The following is an 18,550-nucleotide window of genomic DNA, read 5'->3' on the forward strand; positions in this document are numbered from 1 at the left end:
AAGATGGACGCTGTGAGACTCCTTCTACTTGACCAACGCGACAACATCGCCGTCGCGATCGCCGATCTTCATGCTGGCGACGTCGCGTCGCTGGATCGCGACGAAATTACGCTCCGCAACGACGTCGCTCGAGGGCACAAGGTTGCCTTGCGGCGGCTGGCTGTGGGGGACGACATCATCCGTTACGGGGAGGCGGTGGGAGCTGCCAGTGCTGCCATCGAGGTGGGTGAGCACGTTCATGTGCACAACGTATTGAGCAAGCGGCTACCAGGGAGGTCGTGAATGACCACGCTTTACGGTTACAAACGCGAGGTCGGGCAGCCGGGCGCGCGCAACAATGTCTTGGTTCTACCATCGGTGATCTGTTCCGCTCTAGTGGCGCGTGAGATCGCCGAAGCAGCCGGTGTCTGCGCGGTTGCCCACCAGCATGGGTGCGGGCACATCGGCCCCGACATCGTGCAGACTCAGGATTTGTTCGTCGGTGCGGCCAGTTCCCCGAATGTGGCTCACCCGCTTGTGGTGAGCCTGGGCTGCGAGACGATCCAGGGTCGCGGCATTGCCGATCGCTTACGGGCGAAGGGGATAGATGCACGGTTTGTGAGCATCCAGGACAGCGGCGGTAGCACTGCCGCCCGCGCTGCGGGGATACGAGAGGCGACGGAGCTGCGGCAGCTCGCCGATGGCTGCGAGCGGGTTTCGGTTCCGGTCAGCGGTCTCACTGTGGGTGTGGCCGTGGACCGAGCCGATCACCGGGTAGCAGACCTGATTGGGCATGCGGTACGTCGCGGTGCCCGTGTGGTGGTGGCTGGTCCACGAGCGGCGGTAGCTGGGCTGACTACAGGTGCAGCGTCGATCGCCATCGGCGAGGCACCGGCCGAGCAGATCTCGTTCCTCGGCGAGGATCCGGGGTCTCCGGGGGCCCGGCTGCTGGCGCTGGCGTCGACCCGCACGCAGGTGATCGTCGAGTTTCCGGCCGTCGACCAACCCCCGTTGAGCATCGCGGTCGCGCCGATGGTCAGTGTGGCCGCTGCCGAATCGGTTTTGCATCAGATGATTGGCGCGGAGTTCGATCTCGGGGCGGGCGATGATGTCGGCGCGATCTGGGAGTGTGTCGGCGAGGTGTTCTCCGGCGCTCCGGCGAAGTCGGAACTACGCAATTCAACCACCTTCTCGATTCCGCGGCTACTGAGGACGATGTGACCATGCCTGCTCTTTTCGGATATCCCCGATCCACCGGCCAATGGGGTTTTCGTGACCATGTCCTGGTCATTCCGACCCATGCGGCTTTGTGCAGCGTGGCCGAGGATGTGACGAGTGCGGTCGGCTGCGATACTGTCACGGTCCGTCATGAATGGGATTGTCCCGCAAACCATCCGGACTCTGACCGGGTCGCCGCGGCGTTGCGGGGATTTGCCACACACCCGAACGTCGGCGCGACGATGATTCTGGGCATCGGCGAGGAGGCCCGCGAGCTCGAGATCGCCCTGCGCAATGCCCACACCGCGTCCCGAATCATCCGTCTCGACCACGCAGGTAGCTTCGAGGTGCTGCAGCAACAGGCGCAGCAGGGTCTTCGAGAGCTTGTCGAGCATCGTGAACGGGTGTCGCGCCGACAGGCCCCTTTGTCGGCATTGTGTCTGGGACTGGAGTGTGGGAGTTCGGATGCGTTCTCTGGCATCACCGCCAATCCTGCGCTCGGGGTCGCCAGTGATCGCCTGGTCGAATTGGGTGGGACGTCGATTCTCGCCGAGATCACCGAACTCCTGGGGGCTGAGCATCTGTTGGCCAAACGTGCCATCAATGAGGAGGTGGGCCGTCAGGTCGTCGATGTGGTGGCTCGTTTCGAGCGCGACGTCGCTCGGCACGGCGTTGACTTGCTGGGTAGTCAACCGGCTCCCGGCAATATTGCGGGTGGCCTGACCACCATCGAGGAGAAGTCGATGGGCGCGGCCCGCAAGGGAGGCGTCGGTCCGATCAGTGGCGTGGTTGGTTACGCCGAACGTCCCGCTGGCCCTGGCCTGTTCATCATGGAGTGGCCCTGGCGCGTGAAGGCGCGAGCATCATCGCCTTCGACATTTGCGCACCAGTGGCCACCGCGCCCTATCCGATGGCCTCAGAATCAGACTTGGCCGAAACGGTGCGTCTTGTCGAGGAAGCGGGCGGAAAGATTCTGGCTCGACAAGCCGACGTGCGCGACCTCGACCGATTGACGGCCATCGTCGACGAGGGGATCGACCAATTCGGGCGACTCGACATCATTCTCGGCAACGCCGGAATTGTCAGCCAGGGTCTGATGTCGGAGATGACCGCGGCGCAGTGGGGAGAGATGATCGACATCAACCTGACCGGGGTGTTCAACACGGTGCGCGCTGGGATGAAACAGATGATTTCCGCGGGCAACGGGGGAGCGATCGTGCTGACCAGCTCGACGGCCGGGTTGCGCAGCATGGACAACATCGGACACTACGTGGCGGCCAAACACGGAGTGACGGGACTGGCCAAAGCGCTGGCCAACGAGTTGGGCCAACACAACATCCGGGTCAACTCACTTCATCCGAGCAACGTGCGCACCGACATGCTCGTCAACGAAGGGAACTTCAGGATGTTTCGGCCCGATCTGGACAATCCGCAACTCGAGGACGCGATTGAGGCCTACGGCACGATTCATCTGCTCGACACCCCGTGGCTCGAGCCAGAGGATGTGAGTTCGGCTGTGCTGTACCTGGTTTCGTCGGAGGGCCGTTTCATCACTGGCTCTCAGTTCACCATCGACGCGGGCTTCCTGGCCAAGTGACACCGGCCGCAAGCCGCGCCGGTCAAACCCGAGAACTCGCCGCGTTCGTCTCCGAGCTGCGATGGGATCAGATACCGGACACGGTGGTCGAACGTGCCCGCACAGCTATCGCTGACGTCATCGGTGTGGCTCTGGCCGGTCGGCGCCATCGCATCGGTGCGACCATGCTCGACTACGTCACCGACCAGGGTGCCCGTGCGGTCTCGGGAATCCTCGGCGGCGGGCGGACATTTCCTTAGCTGGCGGGCCTGATCAATGGAACATTCCCCCACGCAATGGATTTCGATGGCTCGAACCATCCGCTCTACGGACATCCGAGCTGTCATCTGGTCACGGGGCCGCGGCAGCGGCGGCCCGCGTAATGGGTCTCGATACTGACACCACCCATCACGCTGTGGGTATTGCCGCATCGCGCGCGGCAGGACTTCGCGCCAACACCGGCACGATGACCAAACCGCTGCACGCCGGCGCGGCAGCGATGTCCGGTGTTCAGGCCGCGCGGCTGGCAGCGCGTGGCTGGAGTTCGGATCCGCAGGCGCTCGAAGCCGACCTCGGATTCTGCTCGGCATTCATGGGCACCGCAGCCGGCACTCCTGTCGAGTTTGCCAGCGACCTCGGCCGAGTTTGGTCACTGCTCGACCCGGTGGGGCTGGCGATTAAACCGTATCCATCGTGCGGTGCCTCCCATCCTGCGGTCCAGGCAGGGATCGCCGTCCACCAGCACCTCCACGACACCGGAATCCCCGTGGACGATATCGAGCGGGTGCGCGTGGGGGTGAGTGAACTCGCACCGAAACTGTTGGTGCATCATCAGCCGCAGAACAGTGATCAGGCACGGTTCAGCGCGCAGTACACCGTTGCCGCGGCACTGGTTCGAGGTCACCTGAGGTTGTCGGACTTCACCGCCGAGGCCGTCGAGGATGATCCCGCGGTGCGTTCGATGATGGGGCGTATCAGTGTCGTCGTGGACGAGCGACATCGCCACGGTAGGGAGTTTCCCGCCTCGGTTCGCGTCGAGCTGTCCGGTGACCGTCATGTGGAACGGACAGTGACCATCGCCCGCGGAAAGAACGCCGACCCGATGACCGATGCCGAGCTCGAAGCGAAGTTCGTCGCGTGCGCCGGCCTCGGCAAAGCCGAACTGTGGCGCGAGATCCGTTACGCCGCAAATGATCGGCCAGTCACCGAGATAGTCGACGCCACGTGGTAACTGCGTGTCGTTTTGGCACAGTCGACCTGCTCCATGGGCTGTGAGACTCAACTAGGACAACACGTTCGACGCGTACCGCCCGAACTACAGGAAGGAATGATCATGGATATCGGTCTTTTCATGGTTCCTTTCCGGCTTCCGGAAACGAACCTTCAAGACGGTTTCGACTGGGACATGCAAGTGATCCGATGGGCCGAGGAATACGGCCTGTCGGAAGTGTGGGTAGGCGAGCACACCACGCAACGATGGGAACCGGTGCCCAGCCCCGAGCTCTATCTGGCGGCGGCGATCACCCAGACCAGCCGCATCAAGCTGGCAACCGGCGCGAACATCCCCGCCAACCACAACCCGATCGCCCTGGCTCATCGCCTGATGCAGTTCGATCACATGTCGCGCGGACGTCTGATGGTAGGACTAGGCGCCGGCGCCACCCGCGAAGACCTACAAATCCACGGGACCGCCGAGCCGAAACCGATGATGGCCGAGGCGGTCGAGATCATGCGGAAGGTGTGGTCGGGCGAGCGGCCCCTGCGCCACGAGGGCAAGTACTGGACACTCGACATCCCTGCCTACAGCGAGGATCTCAGCGGCCCGTTCCTAACGCCGTATCAGCAGCCGCATCCGCCGTTGGCCATGGCAGGGCTCAGTCCCAACTCCAGCACCCTTCGCGAAGCAGGTGCTGCGGGCTGCCTGCCGATGAGCTTCGCCATCAACCGCGACTACCTTGCCGGTCACTGGGCCAAGTACGTCGAGGGCGCCGAATCGGCCGGGCACACCCCCAACCGCAACGACTGGCGCGTCGCACACACCGTCTTCGTTGCCGACACCGACGAGGAAGCGATGCAGCTCGCGATCAACGGCGGACTGGGCCGCAGCTACCGCGAATGGACCTGGCCGTCCTACGCTCGATCGGGGATGCTACCGATCATGGCGCCCGAGCTCGACGAGCATGACCCGGCCACCATGTCCCTGGAATATTTCGCCGACAACCACTGGCTCATCGGCTCGCCGGACACCGTAGTCGAAAAACTTCACCGCGACATCGAAGTTTCCGGCGGATTCGGCACATTGATCGCGTTCACCTTCGACTACCTCGATCAGCCCGAAGCCTACCGACGCAATCTCGAACTGCTCGGCACCGAAGTGCTGCCGCGCATCAAGCACCTGACTCACGAGAACGCGCCGCGCGAACCGGTCGCAGCAAGCCGCTGACCCCGACCGCGCAGTCAAACATCAAGCACTGCAACCTAATTCTCTCGTCGATCCCCGACCGGAGCAGTTCCCACATGAAAGGACACCACCACCCGTGACCACCTCCATGACTGATGCCGCCGCCAAGAATGCTCAGACGATCCAGGCATTCGCCGACGGACAGAACAACATCGACCGCTCGGCGATCGCCGCCTTCCTGACTGAGGACGCCACCTTCTTCCCCGGCGCACGAGGCGCCTCGTTCGAGGGGCGCGAGGCGTTTCTCGACGCGCTGCTGGGTTGGCTGAACAACCACGAGAACGGTCGGTTCGAGATCCTCAGCGAGATCTACACCGACGACGAAGCCTTCAATGAATGGCGATTCGTCGCAAAGACCAAGGACGGAGCCGACGTCGATACCCACGGCGTCGACTACTTCAAGCTCCGCGACGGGAAGATCCTCGTCAAGAGTTCGTTCCGCAAGGTCTGACGCCACCCATATCCCGCAACATACCCACCCCCAACTCCGGAGCAATGCCATGACCACCTCCACACGCGTCCTCCTCGACCGCTCCACCATCTACGTTGATGGACAATGGATCTCGGTGACCGGCGACGGCGCCATCGAGGTGCTCGACCCGGCCACCGAAACCCATCTCGGGACAGTGCCGATCGCGACTGCGGGAGATGTCGACAGCGCCGTCACCGCGGCACAGGCGGCTCTGGAGGGCTGGTCGGCGCGCTCACCACGCGAACGTGGGAAGTGGATTCAACGAATCGCAGAAGCCATCGACTCGAGGGCAGATGAGTTCGCCGAACTCATCTCCCGCGAGATCGGGATGCCTGTGCATCAGTCCCGATCGATTCAGGTGGCCCTTGCGGTCGGTGACCTGACCGCGATTCCCGAGGCGGTCGAGGAGATCGCGTGGGAACAACAAGTCGGCAATTCGATCGTCACCCGTGAGGCCGTCGGCGTGGTCGCGGCCATCACCCCCTGGAACTACCCCCTGCACCAGGTGACCGCCAAGGTCGGCGGCGCGCTGGCCGCAGGCTGCACCGTTGTCGTCAAACCGTCTGAGATTGCGCCACTGAGCATCTTCCTGCTCGCCGAAGTGATCGACGAGGTCGGCCTGCCGCACGGAGTGTTCAACCTCGTCTGCGGCGATGGCGCCACGACCGGCGAAGCACTGGTCGGACATCCTGGCATCGACATGGTGTCGTTCACCGGGTCAACACGCGCCGGCCGGCGCATCTCCGAGATCGCCGCCGCATCGGCGACCCCAACCGCCATGGAGCTCGGTGGCAAATCGGCATCGGTGATCCTCGACGACGCCGATATCGAGCAGGCTGTCACGGTCAGTCTGTCCAAGTGCTATCAGAACGCCGGGCAGACATGTAACGCGTTGACCCGCATCCTGGTACCACGTGCCCACCTCGCTCGCGCCGAGCGGGCCGCAGCCGCAGCCGCCGCCACCTACCGGGTCGGACACCCCTTTGATCCGGCCTCGACGATGGGGCCATTGGCCAGTGCCGCCCAACAACAGCGCGTGCTCGACCACATCACCGGTGCCATCGCCGTCGGCGCACGCGTCGTTGCCGGCGGGCCGACCGCGCAGCATGCACCCGGCTATTATGTTGCGCCGACGGTGTTCTCCGACGTCACTGCCGACATGGCGATCGCCCGAGAAGAGGTCTTCGGACCGGTCGCGGTCATCATCGCGTTCGACGACGACACCGAGGCGATCGCACTCGCCAACGACAGCGAGTACGGCCTGGGCGGAGCCGTGTGGTCAGGCAACCAGGACCGTGCACTCGACGTCGCACGCCGTATCCGCACCGGACAGATCTCTATCAACGGAGGCGCATACAACGCCCGCGCACCGTTCGGCGGGGTCAAGTCATCAGGCCACGGCCGCGAAGGCGGCCAGTTCGGCATCGAGGAATTCCTCACCTACAAGTCACTGCAACTGTGACCACGCGGTGGCCTCGCCACCCCAGCGAGAACAGGACTATTTGGGCATGGCATACGCAACCTACGAATTTGGCGGGCGACGCCGCGTAGGCGTCGTCGACCGATCAGACCCCGATCGTGCACGCCTGATCCCGCTCGACGGACTCGTCGAACTCGGCGCGCACACCCCAACCAAGGTGCTTACCACCGCCCTTCGCTGCGAATCAGAAGCGGTGTCAGTTGCTGACGTTCGCCTATGCCCGGTAGTGCCGACGCCCGGAAAAATTATCTGCATCGGCCTTAACTATCACGAGCACGTTGGTGAAACTGGCCGCGAAATGCCCACCTATCCAGTGATGTTCACGAAATTCCCCTCGACGCTGATCGGTGCGCACGACGATATCGTGGCGCCGCCCGAGGCAATCGAGATCGACTATGAGGCCGAACTCGCCCTCGTCATCGGCCGCGCCGGGCGACGTATACCCCGCGACCGTGCCGCCCACCACATCCTGGGCTACAGCGCCAGCAACGACATCTCGATGCGTGACTATCAACGCAAAACACACCAATGGCTCCAAGGGAAGGCGTGGGATCGCTCGACTCCGCTCGGCCCCTATCTGGTCACCCCCGACGAGGTAGCCGACCTCGGTGCCGCTCGCATCCGCACGATTCTCAACGGCACAGTCCTGCAAGACGCCGTCATCTCCCAACTGATCTTCGATATCCCTGTCCTCATCGAAACCATCTCCGAGTTCACCACGCTGCTGCCCGGAGATGTCATCCTCACCGGGACGCCCGGGGGCGTGGGGATGAAGCGCCAGCCACCGGTCTACCTCACGGACGGTGACCAGATCTCTGTCGATATCGCCGGCATTGGCACCGTGACCAACACCATCCGCCGCGAGGTCATCTCCGACCAGCGCCTGGCCTCATCCGTCACTGCCCGAAAGTGACAGATATTGGAACACTTCGGGATCACCGGCCGCGAATACCTTCAGAGGTAGCCCGCACACCCGCGGTCCAGGACTACCTCGAGGAGATCCCAATGCCTGCAATTACACCCATTGCCGCGGACAACCAGATCCGGCACGCGTTCGGGCACTTCCCGTCCGGGGTGACCGCTGTCTGCGCCGAAATCGATGGCGAGAAAATCGGTCTGGCCGCCAGTTCATTCACCGGGGTTTCCCTCGAACCGGCGTTGGTGTCGGTGTGCATGCAACACAGCTCCACCACCTGGCCCCGGCTACGAACCGCGAAACGACTGGGACTCAGCGTCCTCGCCGAAGGACACGACGCGATCTGCGGCCGCCTCGCCAGCAAGAACGGCGACCGCTTCGCCGGCACGGACGTCACGGTCGATGGGGATGGGAGCCTGTTCATCGACGGTGCATCACTGTGGTTGGACAGCACCATCTATGCCGAACTTCCCTGCGGCGACCACGATATCGTCGTTCTCCAGGTGCACGGAGCATGGACTGGGACCGCCTCCCCATTAGTCTTCCACGGCAGCCGGTTCCGTCGGCTCGCCGCGCTCGAAGGCGCCGCGCTGTGAAGCTACTCACCACCGACCACGTCGACGCCAGAGTGCGCGCCGCCCTCGCCGCCCTCACTCACGGACGTCCCGTCGTCGTCGTTGACGACAGCCACCGGAGCAACGAGGGAGACCTCATCCTCGCCGCGTCGCTGGCCACCACCGAGACCATCGCCTTCATGATCCGCCACACCTCAGGCTTTGTGTGCGTGGCGCTGCCCGGCGACGACTGCGACCGGCTGCAACTGCCCGCCATGCACTCGTCCAACAACGATCCCGACGGCACCGCCTATTGCGTTGCAACAGATCTGAAGGACAACGGCACCGGAATCTCCGCAATGGCACGCGCCCGCACCATCGGCGCACTCGCCGATCCGACCACCACCGCCACCGATCTTGCCCGCCCCGGCCACGTCATCCCCTTGCGAGCCCGGCCCGGTGGAGTGCTCGAACGCCACGGACACACCGAAGCGGGTGTCGACCTGATGCAGCTCGCCGGGCTCGCCCCGGCTGCCGCGCTCGCCGAGATCACCTCAACTGAGCGCCCTGAGCATATGGCCAGCCGCTCCGAGCTGAAACACTTTGCCACCCAACACGATCTTGTCCTTCTCTCCGTCGAGGACATCGCCGACTACCGCCTGCGCACCGAGACGACCGTGACGCGACAAACTCTGATACCGACAACAACCCGCTACGGCCCATTCGATCGCGTTGACTACCGGGATATCGACGGAAACCACCACACCGCACTGGTCGCCGGCACCATCGGCACCATCACCCCCACCACACCGATCCACATCCACCGCGACTGCCAGACTGCCGAGATCTTCGGCAACGCACTCTGCGAGTGCACCACAGAACTGTCACACACCCTCGCACGGTTCGGAGAAGACGTCAGCGGCATCGTGATTCACCTACGTGGCGGCGATAGCACATGTGCACAGACCACAACCCTGTCCACTCGCCAACAGGCGATCGAAGCGCACATCCTGGCAGACCTGACCACCCAAGTCACCCCGCAACCGTGCCGCGACCTGACACGTCTGGCCCGCACAGCATGACGACAAGGAACCTCACCTCAATGAACGCTGCGTCAATTGAGCTAGCTGCCGCCGATGCCGTGGAGCTCGCAGCCGCTATTCTGGCCCGCCTCGGTACACCCGACGACATGGCCCGCGAGATCGCCGAGCACCTTGTCGATGCAGACCAGGTTGGACACAGCTCCCACGGAATCAGCCGACTTCCCTCCTACGTCTCCTACGCCGCCGACGGACAGGTCATTCCCGCCGCCCGCCCGACTATCATCCGCGAAGGACCAGCACCAGTAGTCAGCGCCGAGTGGGGGTTCTCCCATGTTGCCGCACGAATGACCACCGACCTCGCCTGCGAACAAGCCCAATCGGCCGGTATCGGCCTCGCGGGACTGGTCCGCAGCACCCACGTCGGTCGTCTCGGCGCGTATCTCGAGCGCGCCGCCTCGGCGAACTTCATCACGATGGCGTTTGTCGGCGGCATGGGCGGCAGCCGACTCGTCGCACCCTTCGGCGGACGGAGTGGACTGCTCAGCACCAATCCCATAGCAGCCGCCTTCCCAACCGCAACCGGCGAGCCACATCTGATCGATTTTTCGACCGCAGCGGCCCCCATCGGAAAGATCATGGTCGCAGCCATGGAAGGTCGCCGGATGCCGACCGAAAGCCTCGTGGACGCCCAAGGCCGCCCGTCCGACGATCCCACCCAACTCGAACACGGCGGATCCATGCGAACCTTCGGAGAGCACAAAGGATTTGGCCTGGCAGTCCTCGTCGAACTCCTCGGACGCGTTCTACTCGGATCATCCGAGACCTACAACGACGGCGCCGGCGGCACCATTTTCGGACGCCAAGGGCTAGTCGTGATCTCGATCGCGGCAGACGTCTTCCGGGCCATGCCGGATGTCCTCACCGAGGCCGAACAACTACGGCACGATATACACGCCGTGCCGCCGGCAGAAGGATTCGAACGAGTCCTCGCCCCCGGCGACCCGGAACGACAAGCCAAGACCCGCAGTCAGAATCGAGTATGCCTCAGTGGAGGTGCGTGGACGGCGATCTGCAACGCCGCCGAACAAATCGGCGCAGACGATCAGCTTCCCCAACCCCTTTCGCGAGACTGACGGCAGACGATGGGAGTCCACTTGGAGTTCGCGTCCCGGAGGTCGGCAACGCCGAGCGGGAGGGCCGACCCCGTCGGTCACGAGCACGCCACTCCGCCACGCCGTGGACATCGACGCGACCGAAAGTCTGACGAAGCTGTTGCTCGACTACGACCGTCTGTAGAACACTTCGGTTTCGGAACTCTGACTCGGCAGTTGGCCGTCCCGAACGGATCCTCACGTGACATAGAAGAGGCGATCACCGTCGAGTCCATCACTGTGCGAACATACTTGAGTAGAAACGACGTCGGATAGGTTGATCGAGAGTTCGCCTAGATGGGCAGTGCTGTCAAGAGAAGCTGATTGCTGACGCGCCAAACATGTTGGTGTCGGCGGGAAGTGCCTATTTGCCGCCCTCGGTGACGGCAACGAGCGCGAGATGGCGGTCCGCCGTCCAGCAGATCAGTCGGCCGCGTTGATCCTTTGTGCGCCCGAGGATTCCGGCGTTCGCGAGTTCGGTGAGCGCTCGGTTCGAGGCTTGGGGTGACGCGGACAGAAGGGTGCTGACAGATTCGGCGGTGAGCACCGGATCGGAGGCGAGTGTGTCCAGAATGCGCAGCAGGACGGCATCGCGTCGTGGCGCCGCCGGATTGACCCCGAGTGTGCGGCGGTATGCAACCAGCCTGTCATAGCTCTCGCGGTCGAGGTCAGCGATGTCGTCTGCGAGCTTGACCGCAGTGCCCGCAGCCTTCTCGACGGCACGGGCGAATCCGAGCACCCAGTCGTCGAGCGCCGGCGGATCGGCGCGATATGCGGTGAGCCCGGCGATGTAGGCGTCCGTGTCGCCGGCGAAGACGGTGCTGATCGGGATGAGGACGTTCCGCAACGCGTCGGCTCGGCGGAGGATCGTGTGGATGAGCGCGCGCCCGGTGCGGCCGTTGCCGTCGACAAATGGATGGATCGTTTCGAACTGCGCATGCGCGATCGCCGCCCTGACCGCCGGGTTTCCGCGGGTGTCGGTGACAAAGCGTGCCAAGTCATCCATCAGGCGCTGCACCTCGGTCTCCGGTGGCGGCACGAACGCCGCCCGTAACGGCGACCAGCCTGGTCCGCCGACCCAGTTCTGCTCCCGCCGCAGCCCTCGGTCCAGTCGCGGCTCGATGATGTGCTGGAGGTCCACGATGTCGTCGGTCGTGATCGCCTCTGAGTGATCTGCCAACTCAGCGACCGCTTTCTCTGTGGCGCGTACGTTCGCCACCACATCGAGCGCCTGTTGCGGCCCGTGGTGGAGCAGCTCGGCGATGGCCAAGCGTTTCGGCGTGACGCGGTTGCCCTCGATCCACGACGATGAGATCGACTCGGAACGAACCAATAGATGGTTGAGATATCCGCCACGCGAACCGATCCGCTCATCAGCTCGGGCGAGCACGGTTAGTGCGTCCTCTGTTGCCTGCTGTGCCGCAGGGCCAAGGATCGGCAGGCCGTCGCCCAATTCGTTTGGCGCATATGCGCGATACCGCCTCGGTGATCGGTCCTGGCGGCTGAGGCCACCCGCATCCTCAGGGCGCCACAGACGCTCGACGTAAACGCCCATCGTTGCCTCCATTCGGGACGCTATCTCTACTTTAGATGTACTAACCGAGACAAGGGTCGCTGCGTGGATTGGCTTTGGGCCGCGTGGTCGATCTGTGGTGGCCCTTCGTGGCTCGGCTGGCGCCTCGCACCTCAGGGAGCGGGATGGTCTCGGCTGGCGCCTCGCACCTCAGGGAGCGAGAGGACGCAACGAACGTCCAGTTGACGGAAGAGTTCGCCCAACACCCTTGCCAATCGATTATAGATAATATATTCTTTGGTGACCGAGGTCATAGTAGACACAGGAGTTCAACATGCAGCACAAGCCACTCGACGGGATTCGCATCCTCGAGATCGGCGGATACATCGCTCTCCCGTTCGGCACCTCGATGCTGTGTTCGCTGGGTGCCGAGGTGGTCAAGGTGGAGAAGCCCGAAGTGGGCGAGGACTTCCGCCGGCTGCAGAACGAGGAGAGCCCGTACTTCCGGCAGTACAACGCCGGAAAGCGCAGCCTCGCGGTCGACCTGAAGAAGCCCGAGGGTGTCGCGCTGGTCAAGGCGCTGATCCCGCATTTCGACGTCGTCCTGGAGAACCTGCGGCCGGGCAAGGCCGAGGCCCTCGGCCTGGGTCTGGAGGATTGCCGGGCGCTGCGCCCCGACGTCGTCTATGGCTCGGTCACCGGCTTCGGTGAGGGCGGGCCGCTGGCGAATCGGCCGGCCTACGACACCATCGGCCACGCCTTCGGCGGCCTGTACTCGATCTTCGGCGACGCCGGGCATCCGCAACTCGCCGGTGGCCTGTCCGCGGATCTGGTGACCGGACTCTCGACCGCGACCGGCGTGCTGGCCGCACTGGTCGGCCGGCTCAAGACCGGCGAGAGTCAGCACGTGCAGACCTCGATCATGGAGGCGGTCAGCACCCTGACCACCGACTCGATCACCCAGGCTTTCGAGCTCGGTCAGGACCCCGATCGGCAGAGTCGTCATCCGCAGGCACAGAACTTCTGCGTAGAGACCTCCACTGGCGAGTTCATCGCCGTGCATCTGTCGTCGTCGCAGAAGTTCTGGCACGGGCTGTGCGCCGCGATGGAGCGGCCCGATCTGACCGAGGATCCGCGGTTCGGTATCTACCGGCCACGCGAAGCCAACTACTTCGAACTCGTCAAGATCGTCGAGGCCGAGTTCATCACCCGCTCGTTCGCCGAGTGGGAGAAGCGCCTCACCGAGCACGACGTGCCGTTCGCTCCGGTCCTCACCGTCACCGGCTATATCGAGAGTGAGCAGGTGAAGTGGCTGGAACTGGCCGACATCCAGCCCGACGGCCTGGCGCTGATGCGACCACCGTGGCGCTTCGACGGCGAACGGCCCGAACGCAATTCGCGCGCGCCGCGGGTCGGCGCCGACAGCCGAGATGTGGCCCGCGAGGTGTACTCCGAGGAGACCATCGACCAACTCGTCGCGTCGGGCGTCCTCGACGACGACAGCTCTCAATCCTGAACCCGCACAAGCGTTTGCTCACCTTCTAGGAGAATTCATGAACCCCTACCGTTCCATGTTGTTCGTACCCGGCCACAAGCCCAGTTGGGCCGACAAGGGCATCGCGTCGGGCGCTGACGCGGTCATCCTCGACCTCGAGGATTCGGTACCCATCGCAGACAAGGACGAAGCACGAGTCACCGTGGCCGCCACCATCGATCGGCTTCATCACGATGAGATCCGCGCCGACGTGTGGGTCCGACCCAACAGCAAGAGCAGCGGCATCCAGGCGCAAGACCTCGAGACCGTCGTCCGCCCCGGACTGGCCGGCCTATTCCTGCCCAAGGTGTTCGACGCCGAGGAGATCATTCGGATCGATGCCGTGGTCACTCATCTCGAGGAGGTGCGCGGCCTCGAACCCGGCACCGTCGGCCTGATCGTCAGCTACGAGACCGCCGTCTCGATGGCGCATTGCGAAGAGATCGCCGCCGCCAGCCCCCGCGTCTCCAGCCTGCTCGGCGCCACCGGCCCCAGCGCCGACGTGGGCCGCGAGCTCGGCTTCGAGTTCACCCCCCGCGGGCTCGAAACCCTGTACCTGCGTAGCCGAATCGTTCTCGCGGCTCGTGCCGCCGGCCTACATCACCCGGTCGCCGGCGTCTGGCAGGACATCAAGGACCTCGACGGCATGCGGAAGTTCTGCCTCGACAACCGGCAGCTCGGCTACCGCGGCATGGTGTGCATCCACCCCTCGCACATCGCCATCTCCAACGAGGTGTTCACCCCCGAACCCGAACTGGTCGACCGGTACCGCCGGATGATCGATGCCTTCCGCGAGGCCGAGGCTGCCGGAAGTGCTGCAGTCGATTTCGAGGGCCAGCACATCGACATCGCGCACGTGAAGACCGCCGAGGGCGTCATCGCGCTCGCCGATGCCGTGGGCGCCAACGCCTGAGACGACCCCGCGGCGGGTGATCTCGATGCGCTCCCTCGCTAGCGCTCGGTCACTTACTCGATCAGCGGGGATCCAACCCTGAAAGGACACCCATCATGCCCGGTCTGTATTTCGAAGAGTTCGAACCCGGTCAGGTCATTGACCACGAGGTGCGTCGCACCGTCACCGAGACCGACAACGTGCTCTTCTCGACGATGACCTTGAACATGGCGCCGCTGCACCTCGATGCGGAGTACTCGAAGAACTCCATCCACGGCCAGCGCCTGATGAACAGCCTGTTCGTGCACGGCCTGGTCTGCGGCATCTCGATGCACGAGACCACCTACGGAACCACGTTGGGCAACTTGGGTTTCCAGGAGACCAAGTTCCCCAAGCCGGTGTTCCACGGTGACACCATCCGCGTGCGCACCGAGATCGTCGCGGTCCGCGAATCCAAGAGCCGTGACGACTCCGGCATCGTCACCTTCCGCCACCAGGGCATCAACCAGCGTGACGAGGTCGTCTGCGACACCACCCGCGTCGGCCTGATGATCAAGAAATCGAACCTGGCGCAGGCACAGCCGGCCTGATCCGGCCCCGAGCAGAAGAGTGGAGTGAAACCGATATGGCAGACACGCAAGTGTGCAGCGCCGACATCGCCTGGACCCCAGACGAATCGGTCAAGCAACGCAGCCGACTGCTGGCAGCCCTCCGTAAGTGGGGCTTCGCCGACGACCGCAGCGGCTTCGAGGAGCTGAACAGGAAGGCAATTGCCGATCCCGAGTGGTTCTGGCGCGCTGCCGCAGCAGATCTCGACGTCGAGTTCACCACCGACTTCACCGCAGCGCTCGACGAGTCTGCCGGCAAGGAGTTCCCGCAGTGGTTCGCCGGCGGCGCGATCAACGTCGCCACGCTGTGCGCCCACCGCCACGCCACCGGCGAGCACGCCGACAAGACCGCGGTGGTCTACGAGGGCGACAGCGGACAGCGTCGCACCCTGACCTTCGCCGAACTCGACTCGCAGGTCCGGCGTTTCGCCGCGAACCTCGCTGGCCTTGGGGTGACCCGCGGTGACCGGGTGGCGTTGTTCATGCCGGTCGTCCCCGAAGCGGTGGTCGCGTTCCTCGCGATCGCCCAGCTCGGCGCGATTGCCGTCCCGACGTTCAGTGGATACGCGGCCGATGCCCTGGCCACCCGACTGCAGGACTCTGAGGCCGTCGCGCTGATCACCGCTGACGGCACCACCCGCCGCGGCAAGCAGATCGACATGAAGTCGACCGCCGATGCGGCGGTGACCGATGCACCGTCGGTCCATTCCGTTGTGGTTATCCGGCATCTCGGCACGGATGTCCCGATGCAGGCCGGTCGCGATGTCTATTACGACGAGTTGCCCGCCGACCCGGCGCCGGTGGAGACGGTGGCGACCGACGCCAACGATCCGCTGTGCATCGTCTACACGTCCGGCACCACCGGGCGGCCCAAGGGAATTGTCCACTGCCACGGTGGATTCGCACTCAAGACCGCCATCGACTTCGCCTACGGTTTCGACGTCCACGACGACGATGTGGTCTGCTGGATCACCGATCTCGGGTGGCTCGTCGGCCCGATGCTGATGACCGGTCCGCTGCAACTCGGCGCGACGATCGTGATGATCGAAGGTCTGCCGACCTATCCGTCGCCGACCCGCATGTGGGATGTGGTCAACCGCAACGGGGTCACCGTGCAGGGCATCGCCCCCACCGCTGCCCGCGCCCTACGGGCGGTCGGCGACGAGGCCATCGTCGACGTCCCGACGCTGAAATCCTTTGTCTCCACCGGCGAAGCGTGGGATGACCCGACCTGGTGGTGGCTGTTCGACGACTTCGGCGGCAAGCGCCGCGCGATCATCAACTACAGCGGTGGCACCGAGGTCGGCGGGGGACTGCTGGTCGGCTACCCGTGCTTCCCGGCCGCGGCCGCAGCGTTCAACGGTCCGCTACCCGGCATCGACACCGCCGTCCTCGACGACAACGGAGACCCCGTCGTCGGCGAGATCGGGGAGCTGGCCGTGCGGAACACCTTCCCCGGTATGACACACGGCTTCTGGGGCGACCGCGACCGCTATCTGGCCACCTACTGGCAACGTTTCGACGGGGTGTGGATTCACGGCGATCTCGCCAGCGAAGACGCTGACGGCATGTGGCGCATCCACGGACGCTCCGACGACACGCTCAAGCTGTCCGGACGGCGCGTCGGACCCGCCGAGATCGAGACCGCGGTGCTGCGCGATTCGCGCGTCGCCGAGGTGGCCGTGATCGGCGTACCCGACGAGATGCGCGGACAACGTGCCGTCGCCTTCGTCGTACTCAAGTCCGACGCCGAGCACAACGACCTGGAGGCCACCGCAACGGCCAACGCCGGCAAGTCCTTTGCCCCGGCAGTCGTCGTGGTGCCGACCCTGCCGAAGACCAAGAACGGCAAGATCATGCGCCGCGCCATCCGCGCCCGCTATCTCGGACAGTCGGCCGGCGATATGTCGTCGCTGGACCCAGCCACCCCGCTCGAAGACATTCCGACCCAATCGAATTGAGGAGAGAACCATGACCACCACCGACGAGCGCGTCGACGCCCCCGACCTCGAACTGATCCGCAGCACCACCCGCGAACTGGCTCGGAAGTTCGACTACGACTACTGGCTCGACTGCGACACCAACCACAAGTACCCGTGGGACTTCGTCAAGGCCTTCGCCGACGGCGGCTGGCTCGGCGCGATGATCCCCGAAGAGTACGGCGGCATCGGACTCGGCCTGCAGGAGGCCGCGGTCATGATGGGCGAGATCTCCGCGTCCGGCGGCGGCATGAGCGGCGGCTCGGCGATCCACTTCTACGTCTTCCCACCGGCCCCGATCGTGCGCTACGGCTCGGAGGAGATGAAGAAGAAGTACCTGCCCAAGCTGGCCTCCGGTGAGATGCTGACCGCTTTCGGCATCACCGAACCGACTGCGGGTGTGGACACCTCGCGCATCAAGACCAAGGCCACCAAGGTCGACGGCGGCTGGGTCATCAACGGCCAGAAGGTGTTCATCACCAACGCGCAGAGCGCCCACCGCATCCTGCTGCTGGCCCGCACCTCCCCGCGCGACGACGCAAAGCCGTTGAGCGGCATGACCATCTTCTTCGCCGAGATGGACCGTGAGCATGTGACCGTGCGTGAGATCGACAAGCTCGGCCGCGCCGCCATCGACACCAACGAGCTGTTCATCGACAACCTGTTCGTGTCCGACGAGGATGTGGTCGGCGAGGTCGGCAAGGGCTTCTACTACATCATCGACGGGCTGAACCCGGAGCGCATCGTCGTCGCCATGGAAGGTGTCGGCCTGGGCCGTGCCGCCTTGGAGATCGGCACCGAGTACGCGAAGAACCGCGTCGTATTCGATCGGCCGATCGGCCAGAATCAGGCCGTCGCACATCCGTTGGCCGACTCGTGGATTCGCCTCGAGGCCGCCGAACAGATGGCCATGCACGCCGCGAAGTTGTTCGACGAAAACAAGGACTGCGGACATGAATCGGCCGCCGCGAAGTACCTCGGTGCCGAGGCCGGGTTCGAGGCCTGCGACCGTGCGTTCTCCACTCTTGGTGGGTACGCCTACGCCAAGGAGTACCACATCGAGCGCCTGTGGCGTGAGGTGCGGCTGCTGCGCAACGCTCCGTTCTCGCAGGAAATGGTGCGCAACTACATCTCTCAGCAGGTCCTCGGACTGCCGCGCTCGTACTGATACCCG

The 18,550-nt window shown here is 64.4% G+C and carries 18 protein-coding genes and 1 pseudogene; 18 read left to right on the plus strand and 1 reads right to left on the minus strand.

What is annotated here, in order from left to right; all coding sequences use genetic code 11:
- Window positions 1-3: 3 nt before the first annotated feature.
- From AAFP30_RS06875 to AAFP30_RS06935, 13 genes and pseudogenes are all read left to right on the plus strand, one after another.
- On the plus strand, window positions 4-282 hold the full coding sequence (locus AAFP30_RS06875; protein WP_419229120.1) for a UxaA family hydrolase: 279 nt from the start codon (window positions 4-6) through the stop codon (window positions 280-282).
- Window positions 283-1,200: a UxaA family hydrolase gene (locus AAFP30_RS06880; protein WP_419229121.1), complete on the plus strand. Its 918-nt coding sequence runs from the start codon at window positions 283-285 to the stop codon at window positions 1,198-1,200.
- Window positions 1,201-1,202: 2 nt separating this feature from the next.
- Window positions 1,203-2,027 (plus strand): annotated as a pseudogene (locus AAFP30_RS06885) (UxaA family hydrolase); the annotation flags it as partial.
- Window positions 2,028-2,032: 5 nt separating this feature from the next.
- A complete protein-coding gene (locus AAFP30_RS06890; RefSeq protein WP_419229122.1) occupies window positions 2,033-2,794 on the plus strand; it encodes a mycofactocin-coupled SDR family oxidoreductase in 762 nt (253 codons plus the stop codon).
- A complete protein-coding gene (locus tag AAFP30_RS06895) occupies window positions 2,791-3,033 on the plus strand; it encodes an MmgE/PrpD family protein (protein WP_419229123.1) in 243 nt (80 codons plus the stop codon). Before AAFP30_RS06890 ends, AAFP30_RS06895 begins: the two co-directional genes overlap by 4 nt.
- A gap of 80 nt (window positions 3,034-3,113) precedes the next feature.
- Entirely contained in the window at window positions 3,114-4,004 is an 891-nt protein-coding gene (locus AAFP30_RS06900; protein WP_419229219.1) for an MmgE/PrpD family protein, read from the plus strand.
- A 102-nt stretch (window positions 4,005-4,106) separates the two neighbouring features.
- Window positions 4,107-5,216, plus strand: a complete 1,110-nt coding sequence (locus AAFP30_RS06905; protein WP_419229124.1) for an LLM class flavin-dependent oxidoreductase — start codon at window positions 4,107-4,109, stop codon at window positions 5,214-5,216.
- A 94-nt stretch (window positions 5,217-5,310) separates the two neighbouring features.
- The gene (locus AAFP30_RS06910; RefSeq protein WP_419229125.1) at window positions 5,311-5,685 is read left to right on the plus strand and encodes a nuclear transport factor 2 family protein; all 375 of its coding nucleotides are present in this window, start codon (window positions 5,311-5,313) and stop codon (window positions 5,683-5,685) included.
- Window positions 5,686-5,734: 49 nt separating this feature from the next.
- Complete coding sequence (locus AAFP30_RS06915) at window positions 5,735-7,168, plus strand: aldehyde dehydrogenase family protein (protein WP_419229126.1); 1,434 nt, start codon at window positions 5,735-5,737, stop codon at window positions 7,166-7,168.
- A gap of 46 nt (window positions 7,169-7,214) precedes the next feature.
- Window positions 7,215-8,099: a fumarylacetoacetate hydrolase family protein gene (locus AAFP30_RS06920; RefSeq protein ID WP_419229127.1), complete on the plus strand. Its 885-nt coding sequence runs from the start codon at window positions 7,215-7,217 to the stop codon at window positions 8,097-8,099.
- A gap of 92 nt (window positions 8,100-8,191) precedes the next feature.
- Window positions 8,192-8,698, plus strand: a complete 507-nt coding sequence (locus tag AAFP30_RS06925) for a flavin reductase family protein (protein WP_419229128.1) — start codon at window positions 8,192-8,194, stop codon at window positions 8,696-8,698.
- The gene (ribB, locus tag AAFP30_RS06930; RefSeq protein WP_419229129.1) at window positions 8,695-9,738 is read left to right on the plus strand and encodes a 3,4-dihydroxy-2-butanone-4-phosphate synthase; all 1,044 of its coding nucleotides are present in this window, start codon (window positions 8,695-8,697) and stop codon (window positions 9,736-9,738) included. The genes AAFP30_RS06925 and ribB overlap by 4 nt, the downstream gene beginning before the upstream one ends.
- 20 nt (window positions 9,739-9,758) lie before the next feature.
- Window positions 9,759-10,832: an Ldh family oxidoreductase gene (locus AAFP30_RS06935; RefSeq protein ID WP_419229130.1), complete on the plus strand. Its 1,074-nt coding sequence runs from the start codon at window positions 9,759-9,761 to the stop codon at window positions 10,830-10,832.
- A 382-nt stretch (window positions 10,833-11,214) separates the two neighbouring features.
- On the opposite strand, the gene AAFP30_RS06940 is transcribed toward AAFP30_RS06935, so the two are convergent.
- Window positions 11,215-12,240 carry a Fic family protein gene (locus AAFP30_RS06940; RefSeq protein ID WP_419229131.1) on the minus strand — a complete coding sequence of 342 codons (1,026 nt, stop codon included), beginning with the start codon at window positions 12,238-12,240 and terminating at the stop codon, window positions 11,215-11,217.
- A gap of 457 nt (window positions 12,241-12,697) precedes the next feature.
- Between AAFP30_RS06940 and AAFP30_RS06945 the strand changes: the two genes are divergently transcribed.
- The 5 genes from AAFP30_RS06945 (at window position 12,698) to AAFP30_RS06965 (ending at window position 18,544) form a co-directional block, all read left to right on the plus strand.
- Window positions 12,698-13,879, plus strand: a complete 1,182-nt coding sequence (locus tag AAFP30_RS06945; RefSeq protein ID WP_419229132.1) for a CaiB/BaiF CoA transferase family protein — start codon at window positions 12,698-12,700, stop codon at window positions 13,877-13,879.
- Between the two features lie 37 nt (window positions 13,880-13,916).
- Window positions 13,917-14,810: an HpcH/HpaI aldolase/citrate lyase family protein gene (locus AAFP30_RS06950; protein WP_419229133.1), complete on the plus strand. Its 894-nt coding sequence runs from the start codon at window positions 13,917-13,919 to the stop codon at window positions 14,808-14,810.
- Between the two features lie 95 nt (window positions 14,811-14,905).
- Window positions 14,906-15,379, plus strand: coding sequence for a MaoC family dehydratase (locus tag AAFP30_RS06955; protein WP_419229134.1), 474 nt, complete (start codon window positions 14,906-14,908; stop codon window positions 15,377-15,379).
- Between the two features lie 35 nt (window positions 15,380-15,414).
- Entirely contained in the window at window positions 15,415-17,358 is a 1,944-nt protein-coding gene (locus tag AAFP30_RS06960; RefSeq protein WP_419229135.1) for an AMP-binding protein, read from the plus strand.
- A 10-nt stretch (window positions 17,359-17,368) separates the two neighbouring features.
- Entirely contained in the window at window positions 17,369-18,544 is a 1,176-nt protein-coding gene (locus AAFP30_RS06965; protein ID WP_419229136.1) for an acyl-CoA dehydrogenase family protein, read from the plus strand.
- Window positions 18,545-18,550 lie beyond the last annotated feature (6 nt).

Source organism: Gordonia sp. CPCC 205515, assembly GCF_048537925.1.
Classification (GTDB): domain Bacteria; phylum Actinomycetota; class Actinomycetes; order Mycobacteriales; family Mycobacteriaceae; genus Gordonia.